The 26599-nt window shown below is 38.8% G+C and carries 27 protein-coding genes and 3 pseudogenes; 7 read left to right on the top strand and 23 right to left on the bottom strand.

Annotated features, from left to right (window positions below; genetic code table 11):
* Positions 1-82 precede the first annotated feature (82 nt).
* From N4G44_RS21790 to N4G44_RS21720, 15 genes and pseudogenes are all read right to left on the bottom strand, one after another.
* Positions 83-1522, bottom strand: coding sequence for a sodium:solute symporter (locus tag N4G44_RS21790; protein ID WP_474929894.1), 1440 nt, complete (start codon positions 1520-1522; stop codon positions 83-85).
* Positions 1523-1634: 112 nt separating this feature from the next.
* Entirely contained in the window at positions 1635-1922 is a 288-nt protein-coding gene (locus N4G44_RS21785) for a GNAT family N-acetyltransferase (protein WP_474929893.1), read from the bottom strand.
* 1 nt (position 1923) lies between these two features.
* The gene (locus tag N4G44_RS21780) at positions 1924-2319 is read right to left on the bottom strand and encodes an OsmC family protein (RefSeq protein WP_474929892.1); all 396 of its coding nucleotides are present in this window, start codon (positions 2317-2319) and stop codon (positions 1924-1926) included.
* Positions 2319-2537, bottom strand: coding sequence for a (4Fe-4S)-binding protein (locus N4G44_RS21775; RefSeq protein ID WP_474929891.1), 219 nt, complete (start codon positions 2535-2537; stop codon positions 2319-2321). Before N4G44_RS21775 ends, N4G44_RS21780 begins: the two co-directional genes overlap by 1 nt.
* A 1-nt stretch (position 2538) precedes the next feature.
* The gene (locus N4G44_RS21770; RefSeq protein ID WP_474929890.1) at positions 2539-3117 is read right to left on the bottom strand and encodes a TMEM175 family protein; all 579 of its coding nucleotides are present in this window, start codon (positions 3115-3117) and stop codon (positions 2539-2541) included.
* Positions 3110-3648 (bottom strand): annotated as a pseudogene (locus tag N4G44_RS21765) (NADPH-dependent FMN reductase). Before N4G44_RS21765 ends, N4G44_RS21770 begins: the two are co-directional and overlap by 8 nt.
* A gap of 23 nt (positions 3649-3671) precedes the next feature.
* On the bottom strand, positions 3672-4571 hold the full coding sequence (locus tag N4G44_RS21760) for a pirin family protein (RefSeq protein ID WP_474929889.1): 900 nt from the start codon (positions 4569-4571) through the stop codon (positions 3672-3674).
* A 54-nt stretch (positions 4572-4625) separates the two neighbouring features.
* On the bottom strand, positions 4626-4937 hold the full coding sequence (locus N4G44_RS21755; RefSeq protein ID WP_474929888.1) for a GNAT family N-acetyltransferase: 312 nt from the start codon (positions 4935-4937) through the stop codon (positions 4626-4628).
* A gap of 138 nt (positions 4938-5075) precedes the next feature.
* A complete protein-coding gene (locus N4G44_RS21750) occupies positions 5076-5951 on the bottom strand; it encodes a pirin family protein (protein ID WP_474929887.1) in 876 nt (291 codons plus the stop codon).
* A gap of 177 nt (positions 5952-6128) precedes the next feature.
* On the bottom strand, positions 6129-7532 hold the full coding sequence (locus N4G44_RS21745) for an MFS transporter (RefSeq protein WP_474929886.1): 1404 nt from the start codon (positions 7530-7532) through the stop codon (positions 6129-6131).
* Between the two features lie 138 nt (positions 7533-7670).
* Positions 7671-7793 carry a hypothetical protein gene (locus tag N4G44_RS21740; RefSeq protein WP_474929885.1) on the bottom strand — a complete coding sequence of 41 codons (123 nt, stop codon included), beginning with the start codon at positions 7791-7793 and terminating at the stop codon, positions 7671-7673.
* 14 nt (positions 7794-7807) lie between these two features.
* Positions 7808-8482, bottom strand: a complete 675-nt coding sequence (locus N4G44_RS21735; RefSeq protein WP_474929884.1) for a hypothetical protein — start codon at positions 8480-8482, stop codon at positions 7808-7810.
* Positions 8483-8823: 341 nt separating this feature from the next.
* Positions 8824-10491, bottom strand: coding sequence for an asparagine synthase B (asnB, locus tag N4G44_RS21730; protein ID WP_474929883.1), 1668 nt, complete (start codon positions 10489-10491; stop codon positions 8824-8826).
* 318 nt (positions 10492-10809) lie between these two features.
* The gene (locus N4G44_RS21725; protein WP_474929882.1) at positions 10810-12477 is read right to left on the bottom strand and encodes a GLPGLI family protein; all 1668 of its coding nucleotides are present in this window, start codon (positions 12475-12477) and stop codon (positions 10810-10812) included.
* A gap of 184 nt (positions 12478-12661) precedes the next feature.
* Positions 12662-13867 (bottom strand): RsmB/NOP family class I SAM-dependent RNA methyltransferase, encoded by a 1206-nt coding sequence (locus N4G44_RS21720; RefSeq protein ID WP_474929881.1) that lies wholly within the window; start codon positions 13865-13867, stop codon positions 12662-12664.
* 320 nt (positions 13868-14187) lie between these two features.
* On the opposite strand from N4G44_RS21720, the gene N4G44_RS21715 reads away from it, so the two are divergent.
* Positions 14188-14532 (top strand): zinc ribbon domain-containing protein YjdM, encoded by a 345-nt coding sequence (locus tag N4G44_RS21715; RefSeq protein WP_040996693.1) that lies wholly within the window; start codon positions 14188-14190, stop codon positions 14530-14532.
* Positions 14533-14869: 337 nt separating this feature from the next.
* Here N4G44_RS21715 and N4G44_RS21710 read toward each other — a convergent pair whose 3' ends face one another.
* Positions 14870-15805: an ABC transporter ATP-binding protein gene (locus N4G44_RS21710; protein ID WP_474929880.1), complete on the bottom strand. Its 936-nt coding sequence runs from the start codon at positions 15803-15805 to the stop codon at positions 14870-14872.
* Positions 15806-15879: 74 nt separating this feature from the next.
* Here N4G44_RS21710 and N4G44_RS21705 point away from each other — a divergent pair, with 74 nt between their 5' ends.
* Positions 15880-16539 carry a YceI family protein gene (locus tag N4G44_RS21705; RefSeq protein ID WP_474929879.1) on the top strand — a complete coding sequence of 220 codons (660 nt, stop codon included), beginning with the start codon at positions 15880-15882 and terminating at the stop codon, positions 16537-16539.
* A gap of 127 nt (positions 16540-16666) precedes the next feature.
* Positions 16667-17677, top strand: coding sequence for a phenylalanine--tRNA ligase subunit alpha (pheS, locus tag N4G44_RS21700; protein ID WP_474929878.1), 1011 nt, complete (start codon positions 16667-16669; stop codon positions 17675-17677).
* 289 nt (positions 17678-17966) lie between these two features.
* On the opposite strand, the pseudogene N4G44_RS21695 reads toward pheS, so the two are convergent.
* A pseudogene (locus N4G44_RS21695) lies at positions 17967-18733 on the bottom strand (DUF3108 domain-containing protein).
* A gap of 157 nt (positions 18734-18890) precedes the next feature.
* Here N4G44_RS21695 and N4G44_RS21690 point away from each other — a divergent pair.
* A complete protein-coding gene (locus tag N4G44_RS21690) occupies positions 18891-20000 on the top strand; it encodes an NAD(P)/FAD-dependent oxidoreductase (RefSeq protein ID WP_474929877.1) in 1110 nt (369 codons plus the stop codon).
* Complete coding sequence (locus tag N4G44_RS21685; protein WP_265131617.1) at positions 19958-20287, top strand: 2Fe-2S iron-sulfur cluster-binding family protein; 330 nt, start codon at positions 19958-19960, stop codon at positions 20285-20287. The genes N4G44_RS21690 and N4G44_RS21685 overlap by 43 nt, the downstream gene beginning before the upstream one ends.
* Before the next feature lie 76 nt (positions 20288-20363).
* Here N4G44_RS21685 and N4G44_RS21680 read toward each other — a convergent pair whose 3' ends face one another.
* From N4G44_RS21680 to N4G44_RS21660, 5 genes and pseudogenes are all read right to left on the bottom strand, one after another.
* The gene (locus tag N4G44_RS21680; protein ID WP_474930118.1) at positions 20364-20945 is read right to left on the bottom strand and encodes an LOG family protein; all 582 of its coding nucleotides are present in this window, start codon (positions 20943-20945) and stop codon (positions 20364-20366) included.
* 2 nt (positions 20946-20947) lie between these two features.
* A complete protein-coding gene (locus N4G44_RS21675) occupies positions 20948-21499 on the bottom strand; it encodes a putative glycolipid-binding domain-containing protein (protein WP_474929876.1) in 552 nt (183 codons plus the stop codon).
* A gap of 12 nt (positions 21500-21511) precedes the next feature.
* Positions 21512-22956: pseudogene (locus N4G44_RS21670) on the bottom strand (aminoacyl-histidine dipeptidase).
* A gap of 205 nt (positions 22957-23161) precedes the next feature.
* The gene (locus N4G44_RS21665) at positions 23162-23653 is read right to left on the bottom strand and encodes a hypothetical protein (RefSeq protein ID WP_474929875.1); all 492 of its coding nucleotides are present in this window, start codon (positions 23651-23653) and stop codon (positions 23162-23164) included.
* An 18-nt stretch (positions 23654-23671) separates the two neighbouring features.
* Positions 23672-24277 carry an LURP-one-related family protein gene (locus tag N4G44_RS21660; protein ID WP_474929874.1) on the bottom strand — a complete coding sequence of 202 codons (606 nt, stop codon included), beginning with the start codon at positions 24275-24277 and terminating at the stop codon, positions 23672-23674.
* A 410-nt stretch (positions 24278-24687) separates the two neighbouring features.
* On the opposite strand from N4G44_RS21660, the gene recR reads away from it, so the two are divergent.
* Both recR and N4G44_RS21650 read left to right on the top strand, forming a co-directional pair.
* The gene (gene recR / locus N4G44_RS21655; RefSeq protein WP_474929873.1) at positions 24688-25299 is read left to right on the top strand and encodes a recombination mediator RecR; all 612 of its coding nucleotides are present in this window, start codon (positions 24688-24690) and stop codon (positions 25297-25299) included.
* The gene (locus tag N4G44_RS21650) at positions 25295-26134 is read left to right on the top strand and encodes a glycosyltransferase family 2 protein (RefSeq protein WP_474930117.1); all 840 of its coding nucleotides are present in this window, start codon (positions 25295-25297) and stop codon (positions 26132-26134) included. Before recR ends, N4G44_RS21650 begins: the two co-directional genes overlap by 5 nt.
* A 51-nt stretch (positions 26135-26185) precedes the next feature.
* On the opposite strand, the gene secG is transcribed toward N4G44_RS21650, so the two are convergent.
* On the bottom strand, positions 26186-26542 hold the full coding sequence (gene secG / locus N4G44_RS21645; RefSeq protein ID WP_474929872.1) for a preprotein translocase subunit SecG: 357 nt from the start codon (positions 26540-26542) through the stop codon (positions 26186-26188).
* Positions 26543-26599 lie beyond the last annotated feature (57 nt).

The raw sequence follows: 26599 nt of genomic DNA, 5'->3' as shown, positions 1-26599 counted from the left end.
AATAAATTAATTTTTGTAAAGATTAATTATATTTTGGAATATTCATTCAATAGAAACGGGTTTTAGCCCGTTTAAATCATTATTATTTCTTTCTGATCAGCCAAAGTCCTATGAACGTCAGTAATCCGTTGATGATCAATAATTCCAGTCCGATTTTAAAATCTCCAAATAAATTCTGTTGGTATTTATCAATGAAAAATGAAATCACCGGTGCGGCAATACATACATAAGGAACCAGGTTGTCGCGGACTTTGTATTTCGTGAAAATTCCAAAGGCAAAAAGTCCCAGCAAAGGGCCGTAAGTGAATCCTGCAAGCTTAAGGATCAATCCAATCATGGAATTATCATTAATGATTTTAAAAATAACCACCATGATCAGAAAAGAAAGAGCCACGATAAGGTGTATTCTTTTCCTGAATTTTTCCTTTTTGGAATCGTCCCAGTCTTTCTTATCCTTCATCCCGAAAATATCAATGCATATGGAAGAGGTTAGGGCTGTCATAGCACCGTCTGCACTTGGAAATAACGCTGATATTAAAGCAATAATGAAGATAATGGAAATAAAGCCCGGCATATGGTTTAATGCTACATCAGGGAAAAGCTGATCTCCTGAGCTTGTTACATGTTCCTGAGCTCCGTAAAGGTGCAGAAGTCCTCCCATATAAAGGAATAATGAAATGACTCCAAGAAGAATGAAGCCCAAAGTCACCATATTTTTCTGTGAATCTTTCAGTTTGGTTACGGATAAACTTTTCTGCATCATTTCCTGATCGATTCCCGTCATCGTAATCGTGATAAAAGCTCCTGCCAGGATCTGTTTAAGGAAGAAGCTCTTCTGGTTAGGATCGAAATCAAAGATTTTGGTGTAGCCTTTTGCCTGCATGGCTGTGAAACTTTCTCCGAAGCTTAATCCTAAATGATTCAGCATATAAACCGTACAGATAATCAGTCCTAAAAGCATGCACGAAGTCTGTAAAGTATCTGTCCACACAATTGTTTTTACACCGCCTTCGTAGGTATAAAGGATGATCATGGCCAAAATAATCAGTGTCGTTACTATAAACGGAACTCCCAGACTGTCCAGAATGGAAATCTGAAGAATATTTACCACCAGATATAATCTTGCCGTAGCACCTACCAGCCTGGAAACAATGAAAATCCATGCTCCCGATTTATACGAAAGCTGGCCCATTCTCTGCTGAAGGTAGCCGTAAATAGAGGTCAGTTTTAAACGGTAATATAAAGGCAGAAGAACGTAAGCTACCACAATATACCCGATAAGATAGCCCAATGTGATCTGCAGGTAGGCAAATTTGTCATTTCCTACGGCTCCCGGAACGCTTACGAACGTTACCCCCGAAAGCGAGGTTCCGATCATCCCGAAAGCTACCAGCATCCAGTTACTCTTGCGGTTTCCGATGAAGAAACTCTCATTATCACTTCCTTTTCCTGTTCTGTAGGCTACCCAAAGCAGCAATGCGAAGTAGACGATAATAATAGACAGTAATATAACTGGAGACATAGTTTTTCAATTAAAATTTTACAAATATAGTTTTTTTATGTTCTGATAAAAAAGAAAAAGCCTTTCAGAATAAAACATCTGAAAGGCCTGTATATTGAGGGTAAAATCATCATCAGTTGACTAAAACATCCTGCAATTCTTCACTTTTCTGAAAACTTGCTTTGGCAAACGGACAAAGCGGAATGATCTTTTTATGGTTCTTCCTGGCAAATTCCACTGCTGCCAGAAGCATTTCTTTTCCTACACCTTTGCCGTTGTAGGCTTCTTCCACCTCCGTGTGGTCTATAATAAATCTTTCTTCTCCGGCCCAGGTATACGTCATCAGTCCTGCGCGTGTTCCATCTATGAAAGCTTCAAAACTTCCGTGTTTTTCGTCGTTGTTTTGTTTTACTTCGGTCATATTATGAAAATTTGGTTAGTATTTCTATGTCGTTGGTTAATATTTTGTGTACCGGACAGGCATCTGCAATAGTGTGGAGCCTTTTCAGCTGCTCGTCATCCAGAATACCTTCAAAGCTTATTTCTCTTTTAAAAACAGCTCTTTTGGTTAAAGGATAATTTTCAAGCTCAACTTCCACATTGATGTTTTCCACCTCCCATTCCTTTCTTTCAATATACATCCTTAAAGTGGCTGCAGTACAGCTTGCCAGAGAGGTTGCCAGGATTTCCAGTGGATTGAAACCTTTATTCTGACCGCCTTTATCAATAGGCTCATCGGTGATGATCTTGTTTTCGCCGGCTGTTACCTCAGTATAATATTTCGTTTTTCCTAAACTTGCTTTTACGGTTACCGCCATTATTGTTCTGTATTGAATTTATAACTTAATGCTCCTGACGGGCACTGGTCTATCTGGTTTTTGAGTTCTTCAGGACTTGCGTTTTCGGCTTTTATCCAGGGTCTTTCTTTAGGATTGTAGACTTTGGGAAGCATTTTTACGCAGACAGCCGAGTGGATGCACTTTTTGGGCTGCCAGATAACCGTAATATTGCCGTTGGGATATTCGTGTGTTTCCATATTAATTTTCTTTTAGGGATTTTTCGATCCTTCTGTCCGGAATCAGCCATATGAGAGCCACGAGATAATAAAAACCTATGGCAATATAGGGATAAAAAAATGAAACAGCGATTCCCAGGACATAAAATACGATCGAGATATATTCTTTAAATTTTGAATGTATAGCTTCTTTCAGCTTTGAATTTTCACCTTCACATTTAATAATCAGATTTTCTAAAATGGTATAAGCGACAGCAGACATGATCACACAGATTCCATAGGCTGCCACCGGATTGCTTGCAAAATGGGTTTCCCCTATCCATTCCGTAGCGATCGGCATCAGCGAAAGCCAGAACAGCAGGTGGAGATTGGCCCAAAGAATGCTTCCGTTCACTTTTTTTACTGCCTGAAACAGGTGATGGTGGTTGTTCCAATAGATTCCTACATAGATGAAACTGAAAACATAGGCGAGAAATTTTGGAAAAAGGGGTTTGAGGCTGGCCCAGTTGCTCCCTTCCGGAACCTTCAGTTCAAGAACCATGATGGTAATGATGATAGCTAAAACTCCATCACTGAAAGCTTCCAGTCTTCCCTTAGTCATTGCCTTTAATCTCGTTTTTAAAATTTTCTATCTTGTCTTTAAGTTCTTTAAGCATATCAGGATTAATGACACCGCTTTCAATATCAAAATTTTCATAAAATTTAGGCAGTGAAAAGGTCTCTTTAACATCTGCTGCAAACTGCGGAAAAAAGTCTTTGCCGTATTCATCACATTACCGCCGCCGTATCCGCCGGGTGAAGTGCTCATCAGAAACATGGGTTTATTCTGAAATACTTTCACATTGATCCTTGACGACCAGTCGAAGACATTTTTAAAAGCAGAGCTGTAAGATCGGTTGTGTTCTGCAAGAGAGCAGATAATAACATCACATTCCTCAATCTGCTTTAAAAAGTTATGGGCTTCATCCGGAAAACCTTTCTTTTCAAGGTCCACAGAGAAAACTGGCATCGTGAAATCGTTAAGGTCGATCAGGTTGATCTCTTCATCCTGAAAATCTTTCAAAACAAATTTTACCAGTTCCCTGTTGATAGAAGTAGAAGACGTACTTCCTGCAAATGCTAATATTTTCATGGTTTATCTTTCTGTACTAACCGTTATTTTCTGTTTAAAACTGCTTTTGGAAGCGGAACATATTCGTTTTCGTCACCGGGAACCAGGGGAAAAGCATCATGGTTCTGATCGTTCCAGTTCACTTTAGCCTGATCGATCAGTTCCTTATCTGAATTTACAAAATTCCAGAATATAAAACGCTCCTCATCAAAAGGTTCACCACCGAAAAGATATACCGTACCGTTTTCGCTCATATCGAATTCACAAAGCTTGGTGTCTTTAGCGATCATCAATTGTTTTGAACCGTAAGAATTACCTTCAGTGGAAACCGTTCCGTCCAGTACGTACATGGCAGCTTCTCCGTAAAGATCCTTTCCGATGCTTATTTTTTTTGCCTCTTTTGTCTTGATCTCGATAAAAAATAATTTACTGTGAACAGGAACTGTAGATTTTCTTCCGAATGCTTCACCGGCAATCAGTTTGTACTGAATACCATCTTCTTCCCAAACCGGGATTTCGTCTGCTTCAATATGGTGAAAAGTAGGTTCTGTCTGTTCAAGGTGTTTCGGAAGGCCTACCCAGATCTGGAATCCGTGAAGTCTTTTATCGCTGTGTCTTAAATATTCCGGGGTTCTTTCCGAATGCACAACGCCTTTTCCGGCAGTCATCCAGTTAACAGCTCCCGGTTTTATTTCAACAGCGCTTCCTATGCTGTCCCTGTGAAAAATAGATCCTTCTAAGAGGTAAGTAAGAGTAGATAATCCAATGTGGGGATGTGGCGGAACATCAAGATTTTGATAATCTTTCAGCTCGGAAGGTCCCATATGGTCGATAAAAACAAAAGGTCCGACTGCTCTTTTTTCACGGAAAGGAAGAAGCCTTCCTACCAGAAAATTTCCTATATCTGCTGCTTTTTCCTCTATGATAAGTCCGATATTTGACATGATAAAATTGGATGTTTTTTAAGTTGGGGTTAATAAATAGATTTTAGCCGGCAGCTACAATTTGTCATATCCTTCAAATTTTTCATCAACGATGCGTTTCCACTCCGGATGCCTTTTGATGTAAGCAAAAACATAGGGACAGAACGGAAGAAGCTTTTTCTGATTTTCTTCAATATAAGCCAAAGTTTTTTCCACGACAGCAACGGCTGCGCCCGTACCGGCAAGTTCTGGATCTGCTTCGGTATGTACCAGGGCAATCTGATGCCCCATTTCTTGGTAGTCGATAAAGGCGAAATGCCCATCGATCTCTATTTCAAATCTTTTTCCTGTCTTTACAAGAGGAATATTTTCAAATTCAGGTTTCATAATTCTTTCTGTATAATCAATTAGCTGGTGGATTGCAAAGACATAAAGTGTAAATGTATGTCTTTGCAGTTCACCAGACACAAGTATATAAAGTTAATAAAAAAGGAATAATCTAAGATTAAGATAAATTTAATTCTCTTAATCTTCCAGATAGCCGAACTTTCCGGTGTTGTAATCTTCGAATGCCTGCATGATTTCTTCCCTCGAATTCATTACGAAGGGGCCGTGAGGATAAATAGGTTCATTGATAGGCTCACCACTGATGATCAGTACGACTGCATCTTCCTGAGCCTCAATGTTGAATATTTCACCTTCATTTTTAAACAGGATAAAATGATCTGAAGCTGCTTTTTGTTCTCCGTTTACAATAATGCTTCCTTCAATCACTAATGCAGCGGTATTAAAATGGGCAGGGAAGCTGAATTCAGCTTTTCCACCGGCTTTTAATTTTGCATTCATCATGTTGAGTGGTGTGAAAGTATATGCAGGTCCTTTTTCCCCTTTGTATTCTCCCGCAATGATTTCCACAAAACCGTTCTCACCGAGATCAACGCGTTTCATTGCTGAATTTTCTATAGCCTGGTATTTCGGGCAGCTCATTTTATCTTTTGCCGGAAGGTTGACCCATAACTGGACCATCTGGAAAATACCGCCTTTTTTAGACCATTCGGTTTCATGGTATTCTTTATGGAGAACACCTTTGGCTGCCGTCATCCACTGTACGTCCCCTTCCCCTATGATTCCGCCGCCGCCGGCACTGTCATGATGTTCTACTTTACCCTGATAGGCTATGGTGACGGTTTCAAAACCTCTGTGAGGATGAACTCCTACACCACGCGGTCTTTCCGAACCGTTGAAATGGAATTTCGAATTATAATCAAGCATAATGAACGGGTCCATTCTTTTCATGTCCAAACCTTGCACGCCCGGGATAAAATTATGAACTCTAAAACCATCCCCTACAAAATGTGCAGGCTTTGGTGATACCACGATCTCTACTTTTTTTGCTGTCATAATATGTGAATTTTATATAACAAAAATACTGAAGCGGAAAATCGGGGGCATTGATCTGTGGTAAGTTCGTAAGAGTTGAAAAAGCGAAAAGGCTAAATGGCAAAGAGGCAAATCAGTAAATTTGCTTTGTTCGTCTTTGTGTTTTAGCTGGCAGTTTCGCTATTTAGCCTTTTCTCCCTAATCCTCTTTCGATTTCATATTCTTTCCATCGGAAATATGGAGTCTTCTGAAAACAAAGCCGGAGATAATCGTCAGTATTCCTACAGTAAGAAAAGTATAGCGAAAAGCGTTGTGTGTTTCTCCTTTGATAAGATCAGAGCTTTCAAATAATTTTAAAACAATCAGTCCGAAAGCAATCCCGAATCCGATAGCCAGCTGCTGATTAACTGATAGCAGGGAATTCCCGCTGCTGGTTTGGAAATTTCTGAGATCCGCAATGGAAATGGTATTCATTGAGGTGAACTGGATAGAGTTGAAGAATCCTAATATGGCAATAATAGGGACAAACCAGTATAAAGAAGTATGAATATCGGGAATAGCAAGCATACAGATCAGCGTTCCGATAATGAAGGTATTGACCATTAAGGTTTGGCGGTAACCATATTTATTCAAAATTTTTATAACGGATGATTTTCCGAATATGGCGGTAAGGGCCATAGGAGCGATGATCCATCCCGAGGTCACCGCTGATTGCTTGTAAGCGATCTGGATCATCAGGGGAAGAAGTAAAGGAACAGAGCTGATTCCTAAACGGGTGGCAAGGTTCCCGACGATTCCTACCCGGAAAGTTCTTACCTGAAACAGGTCTAAAGGGAAAATAGGATTTCCGCCTCTTCTGGCATGTTTGTAATAATAGTACAGGAATAAAAATCCCAGGATAAATACGACAAGGACCGGGGTAATGTTCTGCATATCTCCGAAGAGTTCCAGTGAAATGGACAGCAGAAGCGAGGCTGCCGCAAAGATTAAAAATCCTTTCAGGTCAAAATCGACATCAGTAGATTTGTAGTCGGGCATATATTTTAAGCCAAGGATAATTCCTAAAAAGCCAATCGGAATGTTGATCAGGAAGATCCAGTGCCATGAAAGATAATCCACCATATATCCTCCGACCAGGGGACCAAGTACAGGGCCGATGAGGGCAGGAATGATGGCAAAGTTCATGGCTTTAAGCAATTCGTTCTTATCAAAAGTTTTAATAAGGGCCAATTTTCCGACTGGTGTCATCAAACTTCCTCCCACACCCTGAATAACTCTTGAAATAACAAGGTGGGTGAGATTTTGTGACATGGAGCAGAACAGGGAACCTATGCTGAAAAGGACCAGTGAAAAAATAAACACCTTTTTTGTTCCAAACCGGTCTGCCAGAAAACCGCTTGCAGGCATAAAGACCGCCAGGGTAAGAACATAACTGATGATAGCATTCTGCATATTGAGCGGAGATTCATTCAGGTCCTTTGCAATGGAAGGCAGGGAAGTGTTCAGGATGGTGGAATCCAGCATCTGCATAAAAATAGCAGTGGCCAGGATGAGCGGAAGTATTTTTTTTACAGAGGTCTGTTGCGGGCTTGTTTCTGTCATTAGATGTAGACTGGAGGTAACTTTACTTCCAGATTTTTTTTATTGAAATCAGCTTCCGTGTGAAGCGGTTTGATCTTTAGATAAAGAATTTCATATAAAATTAAAAAAGTCCTGTGAATTTTCACAGGACTTTTTTAATTATTTTTTTGTTTTTTCTACTCCTTTCCATTCGTCACCGGCTTTTCTGTACTGGCTTAAGATGAAAGTTTTGAAATCTTTTGTTTTGTATTCAATATTATCGGTGTTTTGTTCAAACGGCATGATGTAGTAGTAATCTACGTCTGTTTTGTCCGATTTGTTTCCTTTTTTACAGATGGAACATATTTGGAAAACTTATAGTTGGGAAGGTATTGTTTTAATCTTGTATAGAAAGCTTTGTCTTCTTTTTCATCAGGAATGATATCTACAATTTTGAAATCGTCTTTTTTCTTATCGATCCACAGGTAATAGGTTTTTTCTTCGCCCAGGTTTCTGTTTAAGGAGTTGAAGGCAAATAATTCCTTTGGAACCAGTTCCTTGATCTTTTCAGGATCTACTTTGGTATAGTATTGTCCTTTGGACGGATCCACATAGGTTTCAAGGTTGTACATCAAAACTGAATTGTTCTCGAATTTTTTATTTTTAAAATACTGATTTAAAGATAATTCTGCTGTTGCTCTGAGTTCTTTTCCTCTTTCATCCAGTTTTTTGGTAGGATTCTGAGGGTTTACTTTTTTTACAAACTCATATAAAACGACAGGCTTTACATCTTTCAGGTGAGGATACGTTTTAAGCTGTTCTGCTTTTACCAGCCAGTAATACTGCTGATAATAGTCGTCCTTATCTACATCTTTCACGCTTTTGTAAGACAAGGCAAGCTTTTTTGAATTTAAGTATTTGCCATATTTCCCCTGTCCAAAAGCAAAACTGATGGATAGTAAGGCAAACAAAACAGTAAGATTTCTTCTCATTTTTTTATAATTGATATTTTCGTTGTCCAAATATAATTATTTATTAGATATTATTTTTGATTGTCAGTTAAATTATATTGATATTATTAACGTTATTCAAAAGAAAATCCCGTATTTCTACAGGATTGATAATTTTGTACAATAGAATTATAGGGGTAGAGTATTTTGGAATCAAGAGCCAGGAACCAGGAGTCAAGACTTCAGATATGAGATTTCAGATTTCAGACTATTTCCTCAATAATATAACTGTCAACCAGCATCCGGCAACTCATAAATCAAGTCTCTCAAACCCTCAAACTCTAGAACCTTAAACCCGAATCACGCATCCCGCAACTCATCACTTAATAACTCGTCTCATGCACTTTCACTGCTCTTCCGCTCGGATCATTCATTTTTTTGAAAGCTTCATCCCATTCCAAAGCAATAGGAGTGGAACAGGCTACTGAAGGTACCGATGGAACAGTTGCTGCCGCCGTTTCACTTGGAAAATGTTCTTCGAAAATAGTTCTGTACCTGTATTCCTCTTTGTTTTGAGGAGTGTTCAGAGGAAATCTGAACCTTGCATTGGCCATCATTTCGTCGGTGACTTCTTTTTCGGCAACTTCTTTTAAAGTGTCGATCCAGGAATATCCCACACCGTCTGAGAACTGCTCTTTTTGTCTCCAGACAATGGATTCAGGAAGCAGGTCTTCAAATGCTTTTCTTAATACCCATTTTTCGATTTTTCCTTCTGCAGTGCTGATCATTTTATCCTTTGGATTAACGGTCATTGCAATATCCATAAATTCTTTATCCAGGAAAGGAACTCTGCCTTCAATTCCCCAGCTCATCAATGCCTTGTTCGCTCTTAAGCAGTCGTAAAGGTGTAATTTGCTTAATTTTCTTACCGTTTCATCATGGAATTCTTTGGCGTTGGGAGCTTTGTGGAAATACAGATAGCCTCCGAAAAGTTCATCTGAACCTTCTCCGGACAGCACCATTTTGATTCCCATGGATTTGATTACTCTTGCCAGGAGATACATAGGGGTGGAAGCTCTGATGGTAGTCACATCATAAGTTTCCAGATGATAGATTACGTCGCGTACAGCATCCAGTCCTTCCTGAACGGTAAAATTAACTTCATGGTGCACAGAGCCGATATGGTCTGCCGCTTTTCTTGCTGCCGCCAGGTCAGGAGATCCTACTAAACCTACTGCAAAACTGTGAAGTCTTGGGTACCATGCTTCCTGGGTGTCGCCGCTTTCCACTCTCTGTCGTGCAAATTTTGCAGTAACTGCTGAAATAACGGATGAATCCAGGCCTCCGGAAAGAAGGACTCCATAAGGAACATCACTCATCAGCTGTCTGTGAACAGCATCTTCAAGGCCTTTTCTTATTTTGGATATATCGGTTTCGTTATCTTTTACGTTGTCAAAACTTTCCCAGTCTCTTTTGTACCACTGCTGAAGTTCAGCTCCGTCAGGGCTGTATACAAAATGTCCGGGAAGGAAGGTTTCAATGGTTTTGCAAATACCTTCCAGCGCTTTCAGTTCGGAAGCAACATAATAGTTTCCGTTTTTGTCCCATCCCTGGTAAAGAGGGCAGATCCCCATATGGTCGCGTGCAATCAGATAGATTCCTTTTTCTATGTCATAAAGCGCAAATGCGAAAATTCCGTTAAGTTTTTCAATGAAATCTTTTCCATATTTTCTGTATAGTGCCAGGATCACTTCACAATCCGACTGGGTCTGAAACTCAAAATCCGGAAACTCTTCCTTTAATTCTCTGTGGTTATAAATTTCCCCGTTCACTGCAAGCACCACTTTTTCATCTTTGGTGAATAAAGGCTGCTTTCCTGAAGTAGGATCTACAATGGCAAGCCTTTCATGAGAAAATACAACTTTGTCATCCTGATATACACCGCTCCAGTCCGGACCGCGGTGACGGATTTTTTTTGACATTTCTAAAACCTGAGGTCTTAGTATTTCGGTCTTTTGTTTGGCGTCAAACAAACATACAATTCCACACATATTGTTACTTATTTGAAGCAAAATTAGTTTTGATGTTTAAAAATAACAATAAAAAATAAATAAAAGTTAAAATTTTTAATTAATTTATTATTTTAAAAGAAAAATATTAACTTTTTGAATCAATTCAAGTGTATTTAATTGATTTTTTTCGCTGAGGAAAAAGGATGTTTATATCCTATACAAAATTAAAATGAAATAATTATTAATATATGGTAATTTATTATATGAATTTTTGCCCTTACTTTGTGGCTCGAAATAATTTTTTTCATCATTTGTGTTTTTACCTTCTTGCAATTCTCTTTGCAAGAAGGTTTTGTTTTATTGGGATCCTAGCAAAACACCCGAAACATTCCATGAACTGAAACTTGTACCTTCTGTTGCACCCTGAGGAATCTTTATCTGTATGGTGTGTTTACCTGCCTTCAGGTCTCCGAGGGAAATAAAATCAGGATTTGTAACGGTACCCGGGCACCAGTTTGATCTGCTGAGGTCTGATGAAGAAAGTCCGTCCGGGAAATTCCCCGATGCAGGATTGTAAAGTCTGTAAGAACCACAGTCTGATCTCCACGGAATAAAAGAAAAGGTCATTTTTCCGTCCAGGAAAATGGAATTGGCCTTCGGAACAAACTCATCCCCGTTTTCCCAGCCTCCATGGCCGGTCGTAATATATCTCAGCCGGGCATTCTTTATATCTTTGTTTAAGGTAAACTCTACAAAAAGGCCTTTGTCTTTATCAAACATAGTAGAGTAGTCCTGTCCGGCCATTTCCATGATGTTCAAAGTGTTGAATAAAGGAATGGCAACGTTGTTTTTATGAACGGTCTGATCGCTATTATGAATAGTGATTTCAAGGCTCACTTTATGACCTCCTTTATCGTAATTCCCGATAAAAGTACCTATCCAAAGCTCCTTTTCAGAGAGAGAGGGTTTTAATTCTGTGATATCCTGACGGTATGGACTTATGGTCTGCCAGTCTTTACCCTTCAGCTGAATATGATTGAACTTCTGAATCCCAAAAGCGGTAAAAAATCTCATCATTTCTACTACGGGACTATAATTTTCAGTGGCTGTAATCCCAAAATACTGTTTTCCGTTGCCGTTATCATAAACGGGGAGTGTTTTAGCGCCTTTTTCAAGTCCGTCAAAGAAAGATGAAGCTTTATCCTGTGGAATGAAAAATACGGTTCCTGTTCTGTCGTAAGCATCACCATTGGATTGCTGTTTTACTTCAACAAAGATATTTTCCCCTTCTTTGATGGCAGGAAATTTTACTTTTTTAAGAATGATCGTTCCGTTGGCGAATCTTTTTACATTTTCGTCCGATTTTGATTCATCTGAAAAATTAACGGTCTCATTTTCAAAAACCTTCAATGTCGTGAAACGGCTTTTCCAGAGAAGGTCTTTGTAGCCCAACAGATCCGTAGATTGTACTGGTCCTTTTAAAATAAGGTCCATATCCATTTTCTTTACTTTTCTGATGGAGCTTGCAGTGACCAGAGAGTTTTTATTTCTTTCCACTTCCAGGACAAATCCTAAATTCTGTCCTAGAACAGAAGGTCCGCCGGTAATTTTAAGATCGTTGGTATACCAAACCTCAATGGTATTTGAATTGATCCTGGTAACCGCTTTTTTACAGTTATATCCCAGAATTTTTTTCGTTTCATTAGTCAGCTCAAAGCTTTGCTTTCCCACCGATTCTGCATCTGAAGAGGAAATAATTTCTCCCGGCTTCAGAAATGCATACGAAACAATGGTGTTGGAAGGCTTTTCTACCTTGGTGATCTCGAACGGATAATCACTTTTCTGTTCCCGGATCGTATTGTTCAGAATAAAATTTTCTTTTGCATCCGCCCATACAAGGGTAGGAGACTGCCCGGTAAGAGCTTTTCCGTTGTAAGAACTGGTATACTGAACTTCATAAATTTGGGCATACGAAAGGTAGCACATGAATAAAGCAAAGAAGTTAAAGAAGGTTCTTTTGTTCATAAATAAGGGTTTTCTGCAAAAAATAGTTTCTGATTATGCCTGAAGTGGCTTACAATATTCTATAAGTAGGGATTTACAATGCAGATGTTACAATTTGTTTATTAATATGGTTAAAAAAGTATGTTCAACAAAAAAGCTGCCCTGAAATAGAGCAGCTGTATATTTTTACAATAGTTTCGGATGATTAAGAAACTCTTTCGATCAATGCCATATAGAATCCGTCGTAGCCTTGGCTTGGCATTACTTTGTCTTCTTTCACAAGTTTAAAGCCTGCATTGTTTTTCAAGAATTCTTCTACCTGTAAATTGTTTTCAGAAGGCAGGATAGAGCATGTGGCATACACCATTTTTCCGCCTACTTTAACCATTTTGGAATAATCCTGAAGGATCTGCTGCTGTTCTTTTTTAATCCTGTCAATAAAATCCTGGTCAATTTTCCACTTACTGTCCGGATTTCTTTTTAAAACACCAAGTCCTGAACATGGAGCATCAATCAGAAGGCGGTCTGCTTTATCATGAAGACGCTTGATCACTTTATTGTCAGAAATCATACGCGTTTCAATATTGTGGGCTCCGGCTCTTTTTGCACGGCGTTTCAGTTCGGCAAGTTTCCATTCGAAGATATCTAAGGCTACAATCTGGCCTTTATTTCCCATCAATGCAGCCAAATGCAGCGTTTTTCCACCTGCTCCGGCACATGCATCCACCACTCTCTGGCCTTCTTTTACATCAAGGAAATATCCGATCTTCTGGGAAGAGGCGTCCTGAACTTCAAATAAACCTTCTTTGAATGCGGTTGTAAGGAAAACATTTTTCTTTTCTTCAAGCTGTACAGCATCCGGATAGTTTCTTACCGTGTAAGCTACTACACCTTCATCTGAAAGATCAGAAATAAGTTCTTTAGGTGTTGTTTTCAGGCTGTTTGCTCTTAATACAGTAGGAGCCTGCTCATTTAAGGCCTGCATTTCCTTTTCCCAGCCAGGACCTAGTTCTTTTTCCAAAGTTTCAGCCAGCCATTCAGGAATAGAATGCTCAATAGCTTTCGTAGGAACGGTATTCTTTTTAAGTTTGGTAAGGATATCTGCGATTTTAATTCCGTCAAATTCTTCAAACTTTTTATAATTGGTTTTGCTCCAAAGAAGATAAGCGATGATCAGCTTATAAATGTTGTTGGGTTTTACTCCTTCACCCATATAATATTCAAGACGTTTTCTCCAGCGGATGATATTGTAGAAGATCTCAGAAACAACGGCTCTGTCCTGGCTTCCCCATTTTTTATGAGCTTTCAAAAGTCTTTCGATTACCTTATCGGCGTATTTGTTTTTCTCGAAAAATGTTTCTTGTAAAGCATCGTGAATTCCGATGGCCAGGTTTCTGTGAATAAGTTCCATAAATTTGCTTCGCTGTTTGAATCTGCAAAGGTACAAATTATAGTTGAGAATTGAATCGGGATTCGGGTTTCGGGATACGAGGTTCGTGTTTTCTGTTTTGGAAGTGGGAGAGTTTTAGGGTTAAGGTTTAATTTATGTTGCCAGATGCTGGTTGACAGTTAAATTGTTGAGGAAACAGTCTGAAATCTGAAATCTCACATCTGAAGTCTTGATTCTTGATTCTTGATTCTTGGTTCTTGGTTCTTGCCTCTTTAATCTTAGTTTCTACATCCGGCTTCTAACTCTGATCCAAAAATCTTACCTTTGCAAAAATCAAAAATATGAGTGATACTGTACTTTGTCCGAAATGCGGCTCTGAATTTACTTACCCAACCGATAATATGATGACCTGTTCTCAATGCTTCTACGAATGGAGTCCGGAGGAAACAGCTGCTGAAACAGCCAATGAAGGAAAGATATTGGATTCGAATGGTAATGAGCTTCAGGATGGGGATTCTGTAGTGGTTATTAAGGATCTTCCTGTGAAAGGAGCACCAAAGCCTGTAAAAGCGGGAACAAAAGTGAAAAATATCCGTCTGAGACCGGACAGCGACCATAATATTGACTGTAAAATTGATGGCTTCGGGTCTATGGCTTTAAAGTCAGAATTTGTGAAGAAAGCTTAAGGCTGGAAAATAAAAAAAGGAAAGAATTGGACAGTGTAATCTTTCAAAGACTTAATTGCAGGGAGGTGCTAATGTCCGTCTTAAGGCAGAAAGAGAATTAACCAAAAATTTCCTTATGCTGTGGAAATACAAATGTAAGAAAAAGTTTCAAAACTGCTTCTTAGATTTGTATTTTTTTTATCCACAAATTAACAATAACTATAAGGGAATGTAGAAGTTAGCTTATGGCGAAACCGCAAAAAGCGAAAAGGCGGGAAGGTTGGAAGATATTATTAAGGCGAAGAACCCAATACGCTGAGGAAGCTAAATTGCCCTTTCGCTATTCTGCCTTTTTACCTTATTCAAACGATACTTTAATATTACCCTCTACTTTAACATCTGTGTATACAATAAGTTCTTTATTCCTTACTTTAATCTTGTTCCAGTAATGATTTCCGGCAAACCTGCTTTCCAGGAGTTCCGCTTCAGTTCCGTTGTCTGAAATTTTAATGTCTTTGGGATAATAAGAAAACTTAGGAAGCTGGAATTCTGTTTTTTCTTCTTCACTGAATATATTCACTTCACCAAAAAGCCTGGCAACATAAGTATTATAAGGGTTTTTATAAGTTTCTTCCGGGCTGTCGTTCTGGATCAGCCTTCCATCCTTCAGAATAATAATCTGGTCAAGCCACGGCATAATGTCCTGGAGTTCGTGGGTAGAAATGATCAGGGAGATCCGGTGCTGCTTCACATATCTGAAAAGTCTTTCCCTAAGCTCTATTTTCCTCGGAAAATCCAGATTGCTGAAAGGTTCGTCCAGAATAAGCAGTTTAGGGAGTACAGAAAGTGCTCTGGCTATAGCAACACGCTGCTGCTGTCCACCGCTTAAATATTTGGGAAGGACATGGGCGAATTCCTGAAGCCCGACTACTTCCAGAAGTTCCAGGACAGTTGCTTTTTTCTGGGCTAAATTGATATTAGAAATGAATTTTCCTACATTTTCAGCAACGGTGGCGTAAGGCATCAGATCAAAATTCTGGGCTACCAGTTTCATCTCAGCTTCCCCGGGAACGAGATTTCCTTTGGGGCCTAAAAGCCGGGTTCCGTTAAAAATAATCTCACCGCTTTGCCAGTCCAGCAGTCCATAAATAAGATTGAGCAATGTAGATTTTCCACAGCCGCTTTCTCCCGCAAGTGCAATGATCCTGCCTTCCTCAAAACTCAGGTTAAGGTTCTGAAACAGGGGCTTATCTTTGGTATGGGAAAAGTATAAATTGTTTATTTCTAAAAGCATAATACAAATGTAAGGTTTTTAGGAAAAAATAAATTTTTTATTATATTAGCAGAAGTAATAAAAATATATCAAAAATGAGAAAAAAACTGTTTTCATTAGCTATTCCTGCTTTATTTGTAGCAGCTGTGATGGTTTCTTGTAAAAAAGACAAACCGGTGACCAGCGAAAGCAATGAAGTGACTACTACAAAAGACGGGAACCAGTACATAGTGGATACATTGAACAGTAAAGTGGAGTGGAAAGGATATAAAATATTCAAATCAGAAAGTACAAGCCATTTCGGAACCATCAAATTTGAAAGTGGTGATGTAACGGTAAAAGACGGAAAGCTTGAAAGCGGAAAATTCGTAGCGGATATGAATTCTCTTACCTCTGTAGACCTTAAGGACGATGCTGAGCAGTTGGGAAAACTTAACGGCCACCTTAAGAGCGGAGATTTTTTTGAAGTGGAGAAATTCCCTACAGCTTCTTTTGAAATTACTAAAGTGACACCTTCTGCGGAAGGAGACTATAATACGCTTCTTGATGGAAATTTAACGATCAAGGGGATTTCAAAGCCGGTTCAGTTTAAAGCCAATGTTTCTGTAAAAGACGGAGAAGTGAGTGTGGCTACTGAGCCTAAGGATATTAAAAGAGAAGAGTTTGGCGTAAAGTTCCAGGCTCCTGCTGAAAACGGAGTGATTAAGGATGAGGTAACTCTTCAGATCAACGTTAAAGCTTTGGAAAAGAAATAATTTTTTTATTTAAGTGAAATAAGTGATTGAAGTCTGCCTCCCGTAAAGGGGCAGATTTTTTTGTCACAGATTCATTATTAAACTTAAAAAACGTATTTTTGCAAAACATTTTTGAAAGGGTAAAACAATGATAGAAAAGATAGAAGAACTACTTACCGAAGTAAACAGCTTCCATGCTACGTCTAAAGAGGAAATTGAAAACTTCCGGATTAAGTATAATGGTAAAAAGGGTGTTCTGAATGATTTTTTTGAAAAATTTAAAGAAGTTCCAAACGACCAGAAAAAAGAATTCGGGCAAAAGATTAATTCTTTAAAACAGGCTGTTGCAGTAAAACTGGAGGATCTGAAAGATGCTTCCCAGTCTGCTATTGTTGCTGAAAAGGAAGATCTTACAAGACCTGCTTTTCCATTGGACCTTGGGTCGAGACACCCGATCAATCTGGTGAAAAACAGGATCATTGAAATTTTTAAATCCATAGGTTTCGCAGTAGCAGATGGTCCGGAAATAGAGGACGACTGGCACAACTTTACGGCGCTTAACCTTCCTGAATACCATCCGGCAAGAGATATGCAGGATACGTTCTTTATTGAGCAGAATCCGGATATCCTTTTAAGAACGCATACTTCCTCCGTGCAGATCCGTTATATGGAAGAAAACCAGCCGCCGATCAGAATTCTTTCTCCGGGAAGAGTGTTCAGAAATGAGGCTATTTCTTCACGTTCACACTGTATCTTCCATCAGATTGAAGGATTGTATATTGATGAGAATGTAAGCTTTGCAGACATGAAGCAGACGATCCAGTTCTTTACAACCGAGCTTTTCGGAAAGTCGAAGATCAGAATGAGACCTTCCTATTTCCCGTTCACAGAACCGAGTGCTGAAATCGATGTATATTGGGGATTAAACTCTGAAACAGATTACAGAATCACGAAAGGAACAGGATGGCTGGAAATCATGGGATGTGGTATGGTAGATCCTGCCGTTCTGAAAAATGTAAACATCGACTCTGAAAAATATTCGGGTTATGCTTTCGGAATGGGTATTGAAAGAATTACAATGCTGCTTTACCAGATGAGCGATATCAGAATGTTCTTCGAAAATGATATCAGAACTTTAGAACAGTTTAAAACACTATAAAAAATCAAACCTCCGGAATTTCCGGAGGTTTTTGTTTTTAATTACTGACCTAAGAAACAAAACGTAATTAAAAACGATTGTATTGAAAATTACAACGTGAGTTTCTAAATGAAACATTATTAGTTTTTACCTTGCCACGCTGAACGGCGACTAATCTTGTATATTGCCTGTCCTTCCTGCTTGCTATTAATAAGACAATCAAAAATTAAAATCTATTACATTCTCAGAATAAAAAAATACCGGCAGATTTTTTTGCCGGTATTTTTTTATTTAAAAGACTGATGGTCTTCTATTTATATTTTAAAGGATATTTTACATTTTTAAGATCATCAATACTTGCTTTCAGTGAACCGACAGCCAGTTCAGCTTTCAGCAGCATAGGAATATGGTTGGCATCGTTGGTTACCCACATGGTTACCCCTTCTTTTTCTTTGAAAACCCTTCCGCTTTTTACAGACGGGATAATCTTTAAACAGTTGATGGTCCCGAATTTTGTTTTCAGATCTTCTGTTCCGGTCACTTTTAGCTGGAAAGGAAACATTTCATCATCAATCCATACATTCATGTTGATAACGGTTCCCACCTTCAGTTCACTTGTACTTTTGCTTCTTAAATAATAAAAGCATGAAAGCATATCCTGAACTCCTTTCACGGATTTGATCACTTTTGAGCCGTTGGCGGGAGTCTTTTTATCAGTTAGGATCAGTGTATTATTGCTGTGGTTGAAAACGGTTTCAAAATGCTGGCGGTAGCTTCCTTCACGTACATTTCTCACGTAAAAGCTCGGCAGTCCGGTTTCCATATTGATGAAGCTTTCATATAAATCTTCTACTTTAAAGAACGCTTTTACGGCACCGGTAGTTTGCCCTGTACCTTTCACGTAAAGATGGGGAGCGCCCATATAATTGGTTTTTTTGCAGTAAGGTTGGCGGTTCCGGCATTCAGGATTCCGTAATGGATTCTGAATGTAATAGATTCACCGTCAGCAATATTGTCGATCTGGGCATGGCCTAAAAGGAACATGAATATTGCAAAAAGATTTAAAATTTTCTTCATGGTATGACATTTAACAAAAACATTGCCAAATTAAAGATTCTTAAGTATTTACAGGGATTTGACAAATCTCAGGTTTTTATTTAGAATCAATTAAATATGCTTCGCATTAAAATTAGTAAATTTGCACTTACATGTATAATTAAATTATCTTTTTATTATGATAACCACTGATATATTGATCATAGGGGCCGGACCAACCGGGCTTTTCGCTGTTTTTGAAGCAGGTTTATTAAAAATGAAGTGTCATATTATCGATGCGCTTCCACAGCCGGGAGGACAGCTAGCAGAGCTTTATCCGAAAAAACCTATTTTCGATATTCCGGGATATCCTTCAGTGAATGCAGGTGAATTGGTAGATAATTTAATGGAACAGATCAAGCAGTTCCAGCCTGGATTTACTTTGGGAGAAACTGCAGTTTCCTATACAAAAGTGGATGATGAATGGTTTGAAGTAGTGACCAACAAAGGAACGGTTCACAGATGTAAAGCGATTGCCATTGCCGGTGGACTGGGAACTTTTGAACCAAGAAAACCTACTTTCGAAAATGTTGCTGATTATGAGGAAAAAGGTCTTGAATATTTCGTAAAAGAACCTGAACATTTCAGAAATAAAAAAGTAGTGATTGCCGGAGGTGGAGATTCTGCATTGGACTGGAGTGTTTTCCTTTCCAATGTTGCAAGTGAAGTGACTTTGATCCACAGAAGAAATGAGTTCAGAGGTGCTTTGGATTCAGTGGAAAAAGTTCAGGATCTTAAGAATGAAGGTAAAATTAAATTAATTACCCCTGCTGAAGTTACCGGAATCAAAGGGGACGGCAAAGTGGAAGCGATCACAGTACAGATTGAAGGGCAGGAAGCTTATGATATTGAAACGGATTACTTTATTCCTTTATTCGGACTGACTCCAAAATTGGGTGAGATCGGAAACTGGGGATTGAATATCGAGAAAAATGCCATTGTAGTGAATAATGCATTGGACTACCAAACCAATATTGACGGGATTTATGCGATAGGGGATATCAATACTTATCCTGGAAAATTAAAGCTGATCCTTTGTGGTTTCCATGAAGCGACGTTAATGTGTCAGAGTGTTTACAACAGGCTGAATCCAGGAAAGAAATTTGTACTGAAATATACAACCGTAAGCGGGGTAGACGGATTTGACGGAAGCCGTAAGGAAGCAGAAAAAGCAGTTGTGAAAAAATTGACTAATTTTGCATTATTATGTCAGATATCAATATTAAGATCACCGACCGGGAAGGGGTAACCCATGATGTTGTAGCGCCTACAGATATGTCTATGAACCTAATGGAGATCATCCGTTCTTATGAATTGGCGGAAGAAGGAACGATCGGGGTATGCGGAGGAATGGCGATGTGCGCCTCATGTCAGGTATATGTGATCAATGATCCGGGCCTTGAGCCAATGGGCGATGAAGAAGATGCCATGCTGGCGGAAGCTTACCACGTAAAAGAGAACAGCAGACTGGGATGCCAGCTGCATATCATGGATGAAATGGAAGGTCTTGAAGTGGAGATTGCTCCTTATCCTTAAAATGTATTAAATTTCATTAATATAAAAACCTCCTGAAGATTTTCTTCAGGAGGTTTTGTTTATGTGAAAGATTGTTTTATACTTCCTCTTTCGAAATCCATTTCCCAACAGTAGGAGCCTGATAATTTTTCATTTTATCCAAAATTTCGTTAATACTGTCACTTATCAGAAGCATATCACGATTGATCTGCTTTAGAAATCCTTTATCAACCATTGTCTGAACCAGTTTTATCAGTTCATCATAAAACCCGTCAATGTTTAAAATCCCGATAGGTTTTTTATGAAGCCCAAGCTGTGCCCAGGTGATCATTTCAAAGAATTCTTCCAGGGTTCCGTAGCCGCCGGGCAGAACGATGACTCCGTCACAAAGATCATTCATCTTCGTTTTTCTTTCGTGCATGGTTTCTACGATAATAAGTTCCGTAAGGTTTTTGTGGGCAATTTCTTTGGATTGCAGAAAGTGGGGAAGAACTCCTGTCACTTTTCCGTTTTCACTTAAGGCTCCATCTGCCACAGCTCCCATTAAGCCGACATCTGCACCGCCATATATAAGCTGAATGTTTTGTTTTGCCAGTGTTTTTCCAAGCAAGGTTGCCTGTTCTTTATAGATTTCGTCCGAGCCGAAACTTGAGCCGCAGAATACTGTAATACTTTTCATCATCATTTATAGTATACTTTTTCAAAAAGCCCGGGATAATTTTCAACTAAACCTGAATCATCAACAGAAATCTGGGCTTTAAAATTTTTGGGAATATTCTCATAGATATATCCGGACTTACCTATTTTGGTGTACTGTTGCTTGACAGGCTTGATTTTGTCCTCTAAAATATTGATATAGATAACATTTATTTCACTGGATTGTCCTTCAGATAGATTTAAATTATTGATAGGTAATGTATTCGTGAAAGGAGTTAGTGAGATATCAATGTATTTGAAATCTGAAAATTCGGGACGATCGGCATCATTAATGTTCCAGCTGTTCCCGTTTTTTAGTCCTGTAATGTTGGATTTTTTTCCATTGACTTCATATTCAACGGTGAATTTTTGAATGAGCCAGTTTTTGTCGATCGTTATCTGATAATGTACAAAATAGGCTGTATTCTCAAAAGAACCGATAATTTTTGAGGTTACCACATAATTTTCCTCATTTTCAATCAGGTTGAAATATTCAAGAGAATGATAGAGTATACCTTTCCAAATTATCGGATCCATTGAGTGTTATTTTTAATTTTTAACAGGAATATTCGCTAAAATATCCTTAGTAAAGCTCCAGAACTTCTGTGCAGAAGGAATATTAGCTTTCTCATCAGGAGAGTGTGCCCCTCTGATGGTAGGGCCGAAGCTTACCATCTCCATTTCAGGATAATTGGCTCCGATGATCCCGCATTCCAAGCCCGCATGACAAGCTACTACATGAGGTTTCTCACCAAACTTTTCTGTGTAGATCTTTTCCATCAGCTGTACGATCTCAGAACCCGGTTTTGGTTTCCAGCCCGGATAAGAACCGCTGAATTCAACGTTCATTCCTGCTAATTCTGCTACAGATTTTAATTGTTCTGCAACAGAATACTTGGATGAATCCACAGATGATCTGGTAAGGTTTAATATTTTAAGCTCACCGCCTTTTAATTCAACCCTTGCCACATTGTTAGACGCTTCTACAAGGTCTTTCACATCCGGGCTCATTCTGTAAACACCGTTGTGAAGAGATTTTAAAGCCAGAATAATCTTCTTTGAATCTTCTTCGGAAATAGCTTTATCTGAAGTAGTGGAATTTTCGATATTGATCTGTAAACCTGGCTCAACAGTAGCAAATTCTTCAAGAATTTCTTTTTCAGAACAGTAACTTCTTCAATGAACTCCTGGGCATTTCTCACAGAGATAAGGGCCACACCTTCTCTTGGAATGGCATTTCTCAATCCGCCGCTGTCTACAGAGATCAATTGGATATTCTGCTTGGCTAAACCGCTGTAGAAAAGTCTTCCGAGGATAATATTGGCATTTCCGAAACCTTTATGGATATCCATTCCTGAATGTCCTCCCTGAAGGCCTTTTACCTCAAGTCTTACGATCTGTCCTTTTACAGCTTCTGTTCCGTAATTTTGGGTAATGGTTACGTCTACACCGCCTGCGCAGCCGATATCGATCTCATCATCTTCTTCGGTGTCAAGATTTAATAAGATTTCTCCTGTAAGCTGCCCTGGTTTCAAGCCTAGTGCACCTGTCATACCTGTTTCTTCATCTATTGTGAAAAGAGCTTCCATGGCCGGATGAGGAATATCTGAACTTTCAAGGATAGACATGATGGTAGCCACTCCTAAACCGTTATCGGCCCCTAAAGTAGTTCCTTTTGCCTTTACCCAGTCTCCGTCAACCTCCATTTTGATTCCTTCGGTCTCGAAATCAAAGTTCACATCATTGTTCTTCTGGCATACCATATCCAGATGCGATTGAAGGACAACGGATTTACGGTTTTCCATTCCGGGAGTAGCAGGTTTTTTGATGATTACATTTCCTACCTGATCTACGGTTGTTTCCAACCCCAGATTTTCACCAAATTCTTTGATGAAGGCAATCACCCTTTCTTCTTTTTTAGACGGTCTTGGAACTGCATTTAATTTGGAGAAGTTTTTCCAGATTATCTGCGGTTCTATGTTCGATAATTCCATGAAATTTTATTTTTATCAAAATTACAAAATAAAAAATGCTTCCGTGAATCCGGAAGCATTTTTTATAGTTGTGTTAGGGCGAAAAGGCTGAAAAGCAAAAGGACTAAGATAGCCAATTTGCTTTATCAGCTATTTTTGCTTCCTCCGCTTTTTTACCATTTTGCCCTTTTGCCTTTTTGCTTTTCAGCCTTTTCGCTCATTATCTCTAGCATCCGCACTCTCCATAAATAGGCAGCGTCTCCACAGTACCATCCGGTTTTTCAATCGTCAGTGTACCTTCGAATAATAACGCTTCTTCATTTTTTATTTTTTTGCCTTTTACGGAGATTTTGTAGTTGTCACTTTCAATTTCTTTCGTCAGCTCCTCATCTACTTCCATGTCGCTTGACGAGATCAGATTCATGGCCAGTCTTTTGCCGTCAAGTTTCATATAGGCTGTTTTTCCGGCATCATCGGCGTAAATGTATTTCTCTGCTTCAAAATCCGCTTTATTTCTGGCAAAATAGCAAGAACACTCTTTAATCTCTTTAGGGAAAGGGATAAAGTCTACCTGTATTTTTCCTGATGCTGTTTGCGCTTTTGCTGAATCTTTAACGACGGTTAAAGAATCTGCCGAAGCAGAACTTTGAATGGTCTCCTTGTCTTTTTTACATGCGGTTAAAAGAAACGCTGAAAAGAAAATGATTAAATATTTCATTGTCTGTGTGGTTTTTTTTTAGCCTCTGGCTCTTTCCAGCAGAACCATCATCAATAAAGATAAGATTACTAAACTTTCGTCTTCGTCATCAATATCGATCATTCTGTCAAGCTGGAATCTTCTTCCGAAGAATGAAGGCATTTTTTTCATTTTAAAATATGCTTTTCCGTCAACTCCAGTTACGGTGTAAGAAGGATTCAGGAAATATCCGGTAAACATTCCGATCAGAGGAATTTCTCCTACAAAACTATCCCAGAACCTTACCCATGCGCTGTCTTCCTGAACTTTGAATTTCGGCTGGTCATTCGAATCAAGGATATCATAGCTTGCTTTCCAAAGCGAGCGCATTCCTTTTCTGGCCAATCTTCCGTAGTTTTTGTTGTCAGTAAGGTCATTCAGAGAATAAGAAGCATTGAAATCGATCCATTGATTAGCTCTAATTCTGAAAAGTTCCTTGGATTTACTTTCGTCATTGAACACAATAACATCTTCCTTCAGCTTGAACATTTTCTGACGAACATAGGCTACATAGTTTCCGTTCCTGTCAGTAATATTGAAGTCACTCGCTAAAGTGGAGATTTTAAATTTGAAATCCAGAGGATAATTTAGATTTTTAAGTACCATTAGTTTATTTTTTTCATATTAGAATCCCAAAGATAAAGGTTTTTTTAGAATCGCGAGTCAAGAGTCAGGAGTCAAGATTTAAGATTTAAGATTTTAGATATCAGATGCCAGATATCAGATTTCAGACATGAGAGGATGGTATTGGTGGCTTCGAGAGCCTCAGCCACCAGATAGCAGTTCTATATTCAATATTTTTATAGATATCAAATTTCCCAGATATCGGAATATGCTTCTTAACTGCCGCAACCAACAACTATCAACCAGCAACCATCTTTTAGACTTATATACTCAAACCCTCAAACACTATAACCCTACAACACTATAACTCTTAAACTCGAATCCCGCAACTCGCAACCCGAAACCCGTTCCTACCACACCAATTCTCAACAATATTCCTTATTTTTGTATCTATGGATTATCCTAGTAAAGTTTTGGCAAAAGCAGTAGACGAAATTTCGGGGCTGCCGGGTATCGGAAGGAAAACAGCCTTGAGGCTGGCGTTGCATCTGTTGAAGCAGCCGAGTTCCAGAGCAGTAATCCTTGGAAACTCTTTAATCAATCTGGTTAACGAAATAAAATATTGTAAGGAATGCCATAATTTTTCAGATTTTGATGTCTGTGAAATCTGCAGTAATGAAAAAAGAAACGGTGAGCTGATCTGCATTGTTGAAGATGTACGGGATGTCATTGCTATTGAAAATACAGGAAAGTTTACCGGGAAATACCTCATCCTGGGCGGAAAAATATCTCCTATGGAAGGAATTGGCCCGAATCAGCTGAATATTCCGAGCATTGAAAGGAAATTGAATGAAGGTAGAGTGAAGGAGTTTATTTTTGCATTAAGCGCAACTATGGAAGGGGATACGACAGCCTATTATATTTATAAAAAGTTTAAGAATTTCAATGTTAATTTTTCAAGTATTGCCAGGGGGATCGCAGTAGGTGATGAGTTGGAATATGCAGATGAGGTGTCTTTGGGAAGATCCATTATCAACAGGTTGCCATACAACGAAAAGGATTAATATGAAGCTTTCCATCATCATTGTTAATTATAATGTGACCAGGTTATTGAGAAACTGCCTCCTGTCTATCCAGAAATATACGGAAGGAGAGGATTATGAAGTCATTGTGATTGATAATGCCTCTACAGATGCTTCGTGGAGTGATCTTATTCCTGAATTTCCTAAAGTCCGTTTTATATCTTCAGAACATAACGACGGTTTTGCGATTGCCAATAATAAGGCAGTAAAAACAGCAACAGGAGAATATATCCTTCTTTTAAATCCCGATACAGAGCTGGAAGGATTCTATATGAAAGATCTTCTGGATTTTGCAGATTCCAAACCGGATTTCGGGTGTCTTGGGATAATGATGCATGATGCAGAAGGAAATTTCCTTCCTGAAAGCAAGCGTTCTGTTCCTGATATGTTCAATTCTTTTGAGAAGCTGTTTACCAATTTTAAGAGAAGTAATTCAAAATCTTATTACAGAAGTGATATTGATGAACATGCAATAGCTGAAGTAGATGTGGTTACCGGAGCCTTTTTACTGATAAAAAGAGAGGTTTACGAAAAAACCGGAGGCCTTGATGAAAGCTATTTTATGTACGGGGAAGATATTGACCTTTGTTATACACTGCTAAGAAACGGCTATAAAAACTATTACTACGGGAAAGCTTCCCTTCTTCACCATAAAGGAGAAAGTACCGTTAAAGATGAAGTGTACCTCGAGCGTTTCTATGGTGCAATGCAGATCTTTATTGATAAATATTATAAAGAATCCAAGCCTATGCAGTATTCATTTTTGAAAGCAGGTCTGAAGCTTCGTCATAAAATAGAGAAGATCAAACTAAAATAAAAAAGCAGTTCAATTTGAACTGCTTTTGTTTTATGGTAGATAAATCTGTTATTATTTTGCCGGAGCTGCAGGAGTCTGAGCCGGAGTTGTTGTAGTAGCTGCCGGAGTCGTTTGCTTAGCCGGAGCTGTAGTTTCTTTCTTCACAGGCTGTTGTGTTGGAGCTGCTGTAGCTGGCTTACCGGTGATCACAACGCTTATAAGGATAAGAACGATAATTACCGCGCCTAAAGTCCATGTTGCTTTTTCCATGAAATCATTGGTTCTCTGTACTCCAAACTGTGCAGATGATGCACCTCCGAAAGTACTGGAAAGGCCTCCTCCTTTAGGATTTTGAGCCATAACGATGATTACCAATAAAACGCTGGCAATCATAATAAGAACCATCAATAGTGTAAATATAGTATCCATTAATTCTGATATCTTTTTGAATGGGCAAATTTAATCTTTTTTTATCGAATGACAAAG

Source organism: Chryseobacterium sp. GTID13, from assembly GCF_056172655.1.
Note: the sequence above shows the minus strand (reverse complement) of the source record. Positions and strands in the feature narration are given on the sequence as shown.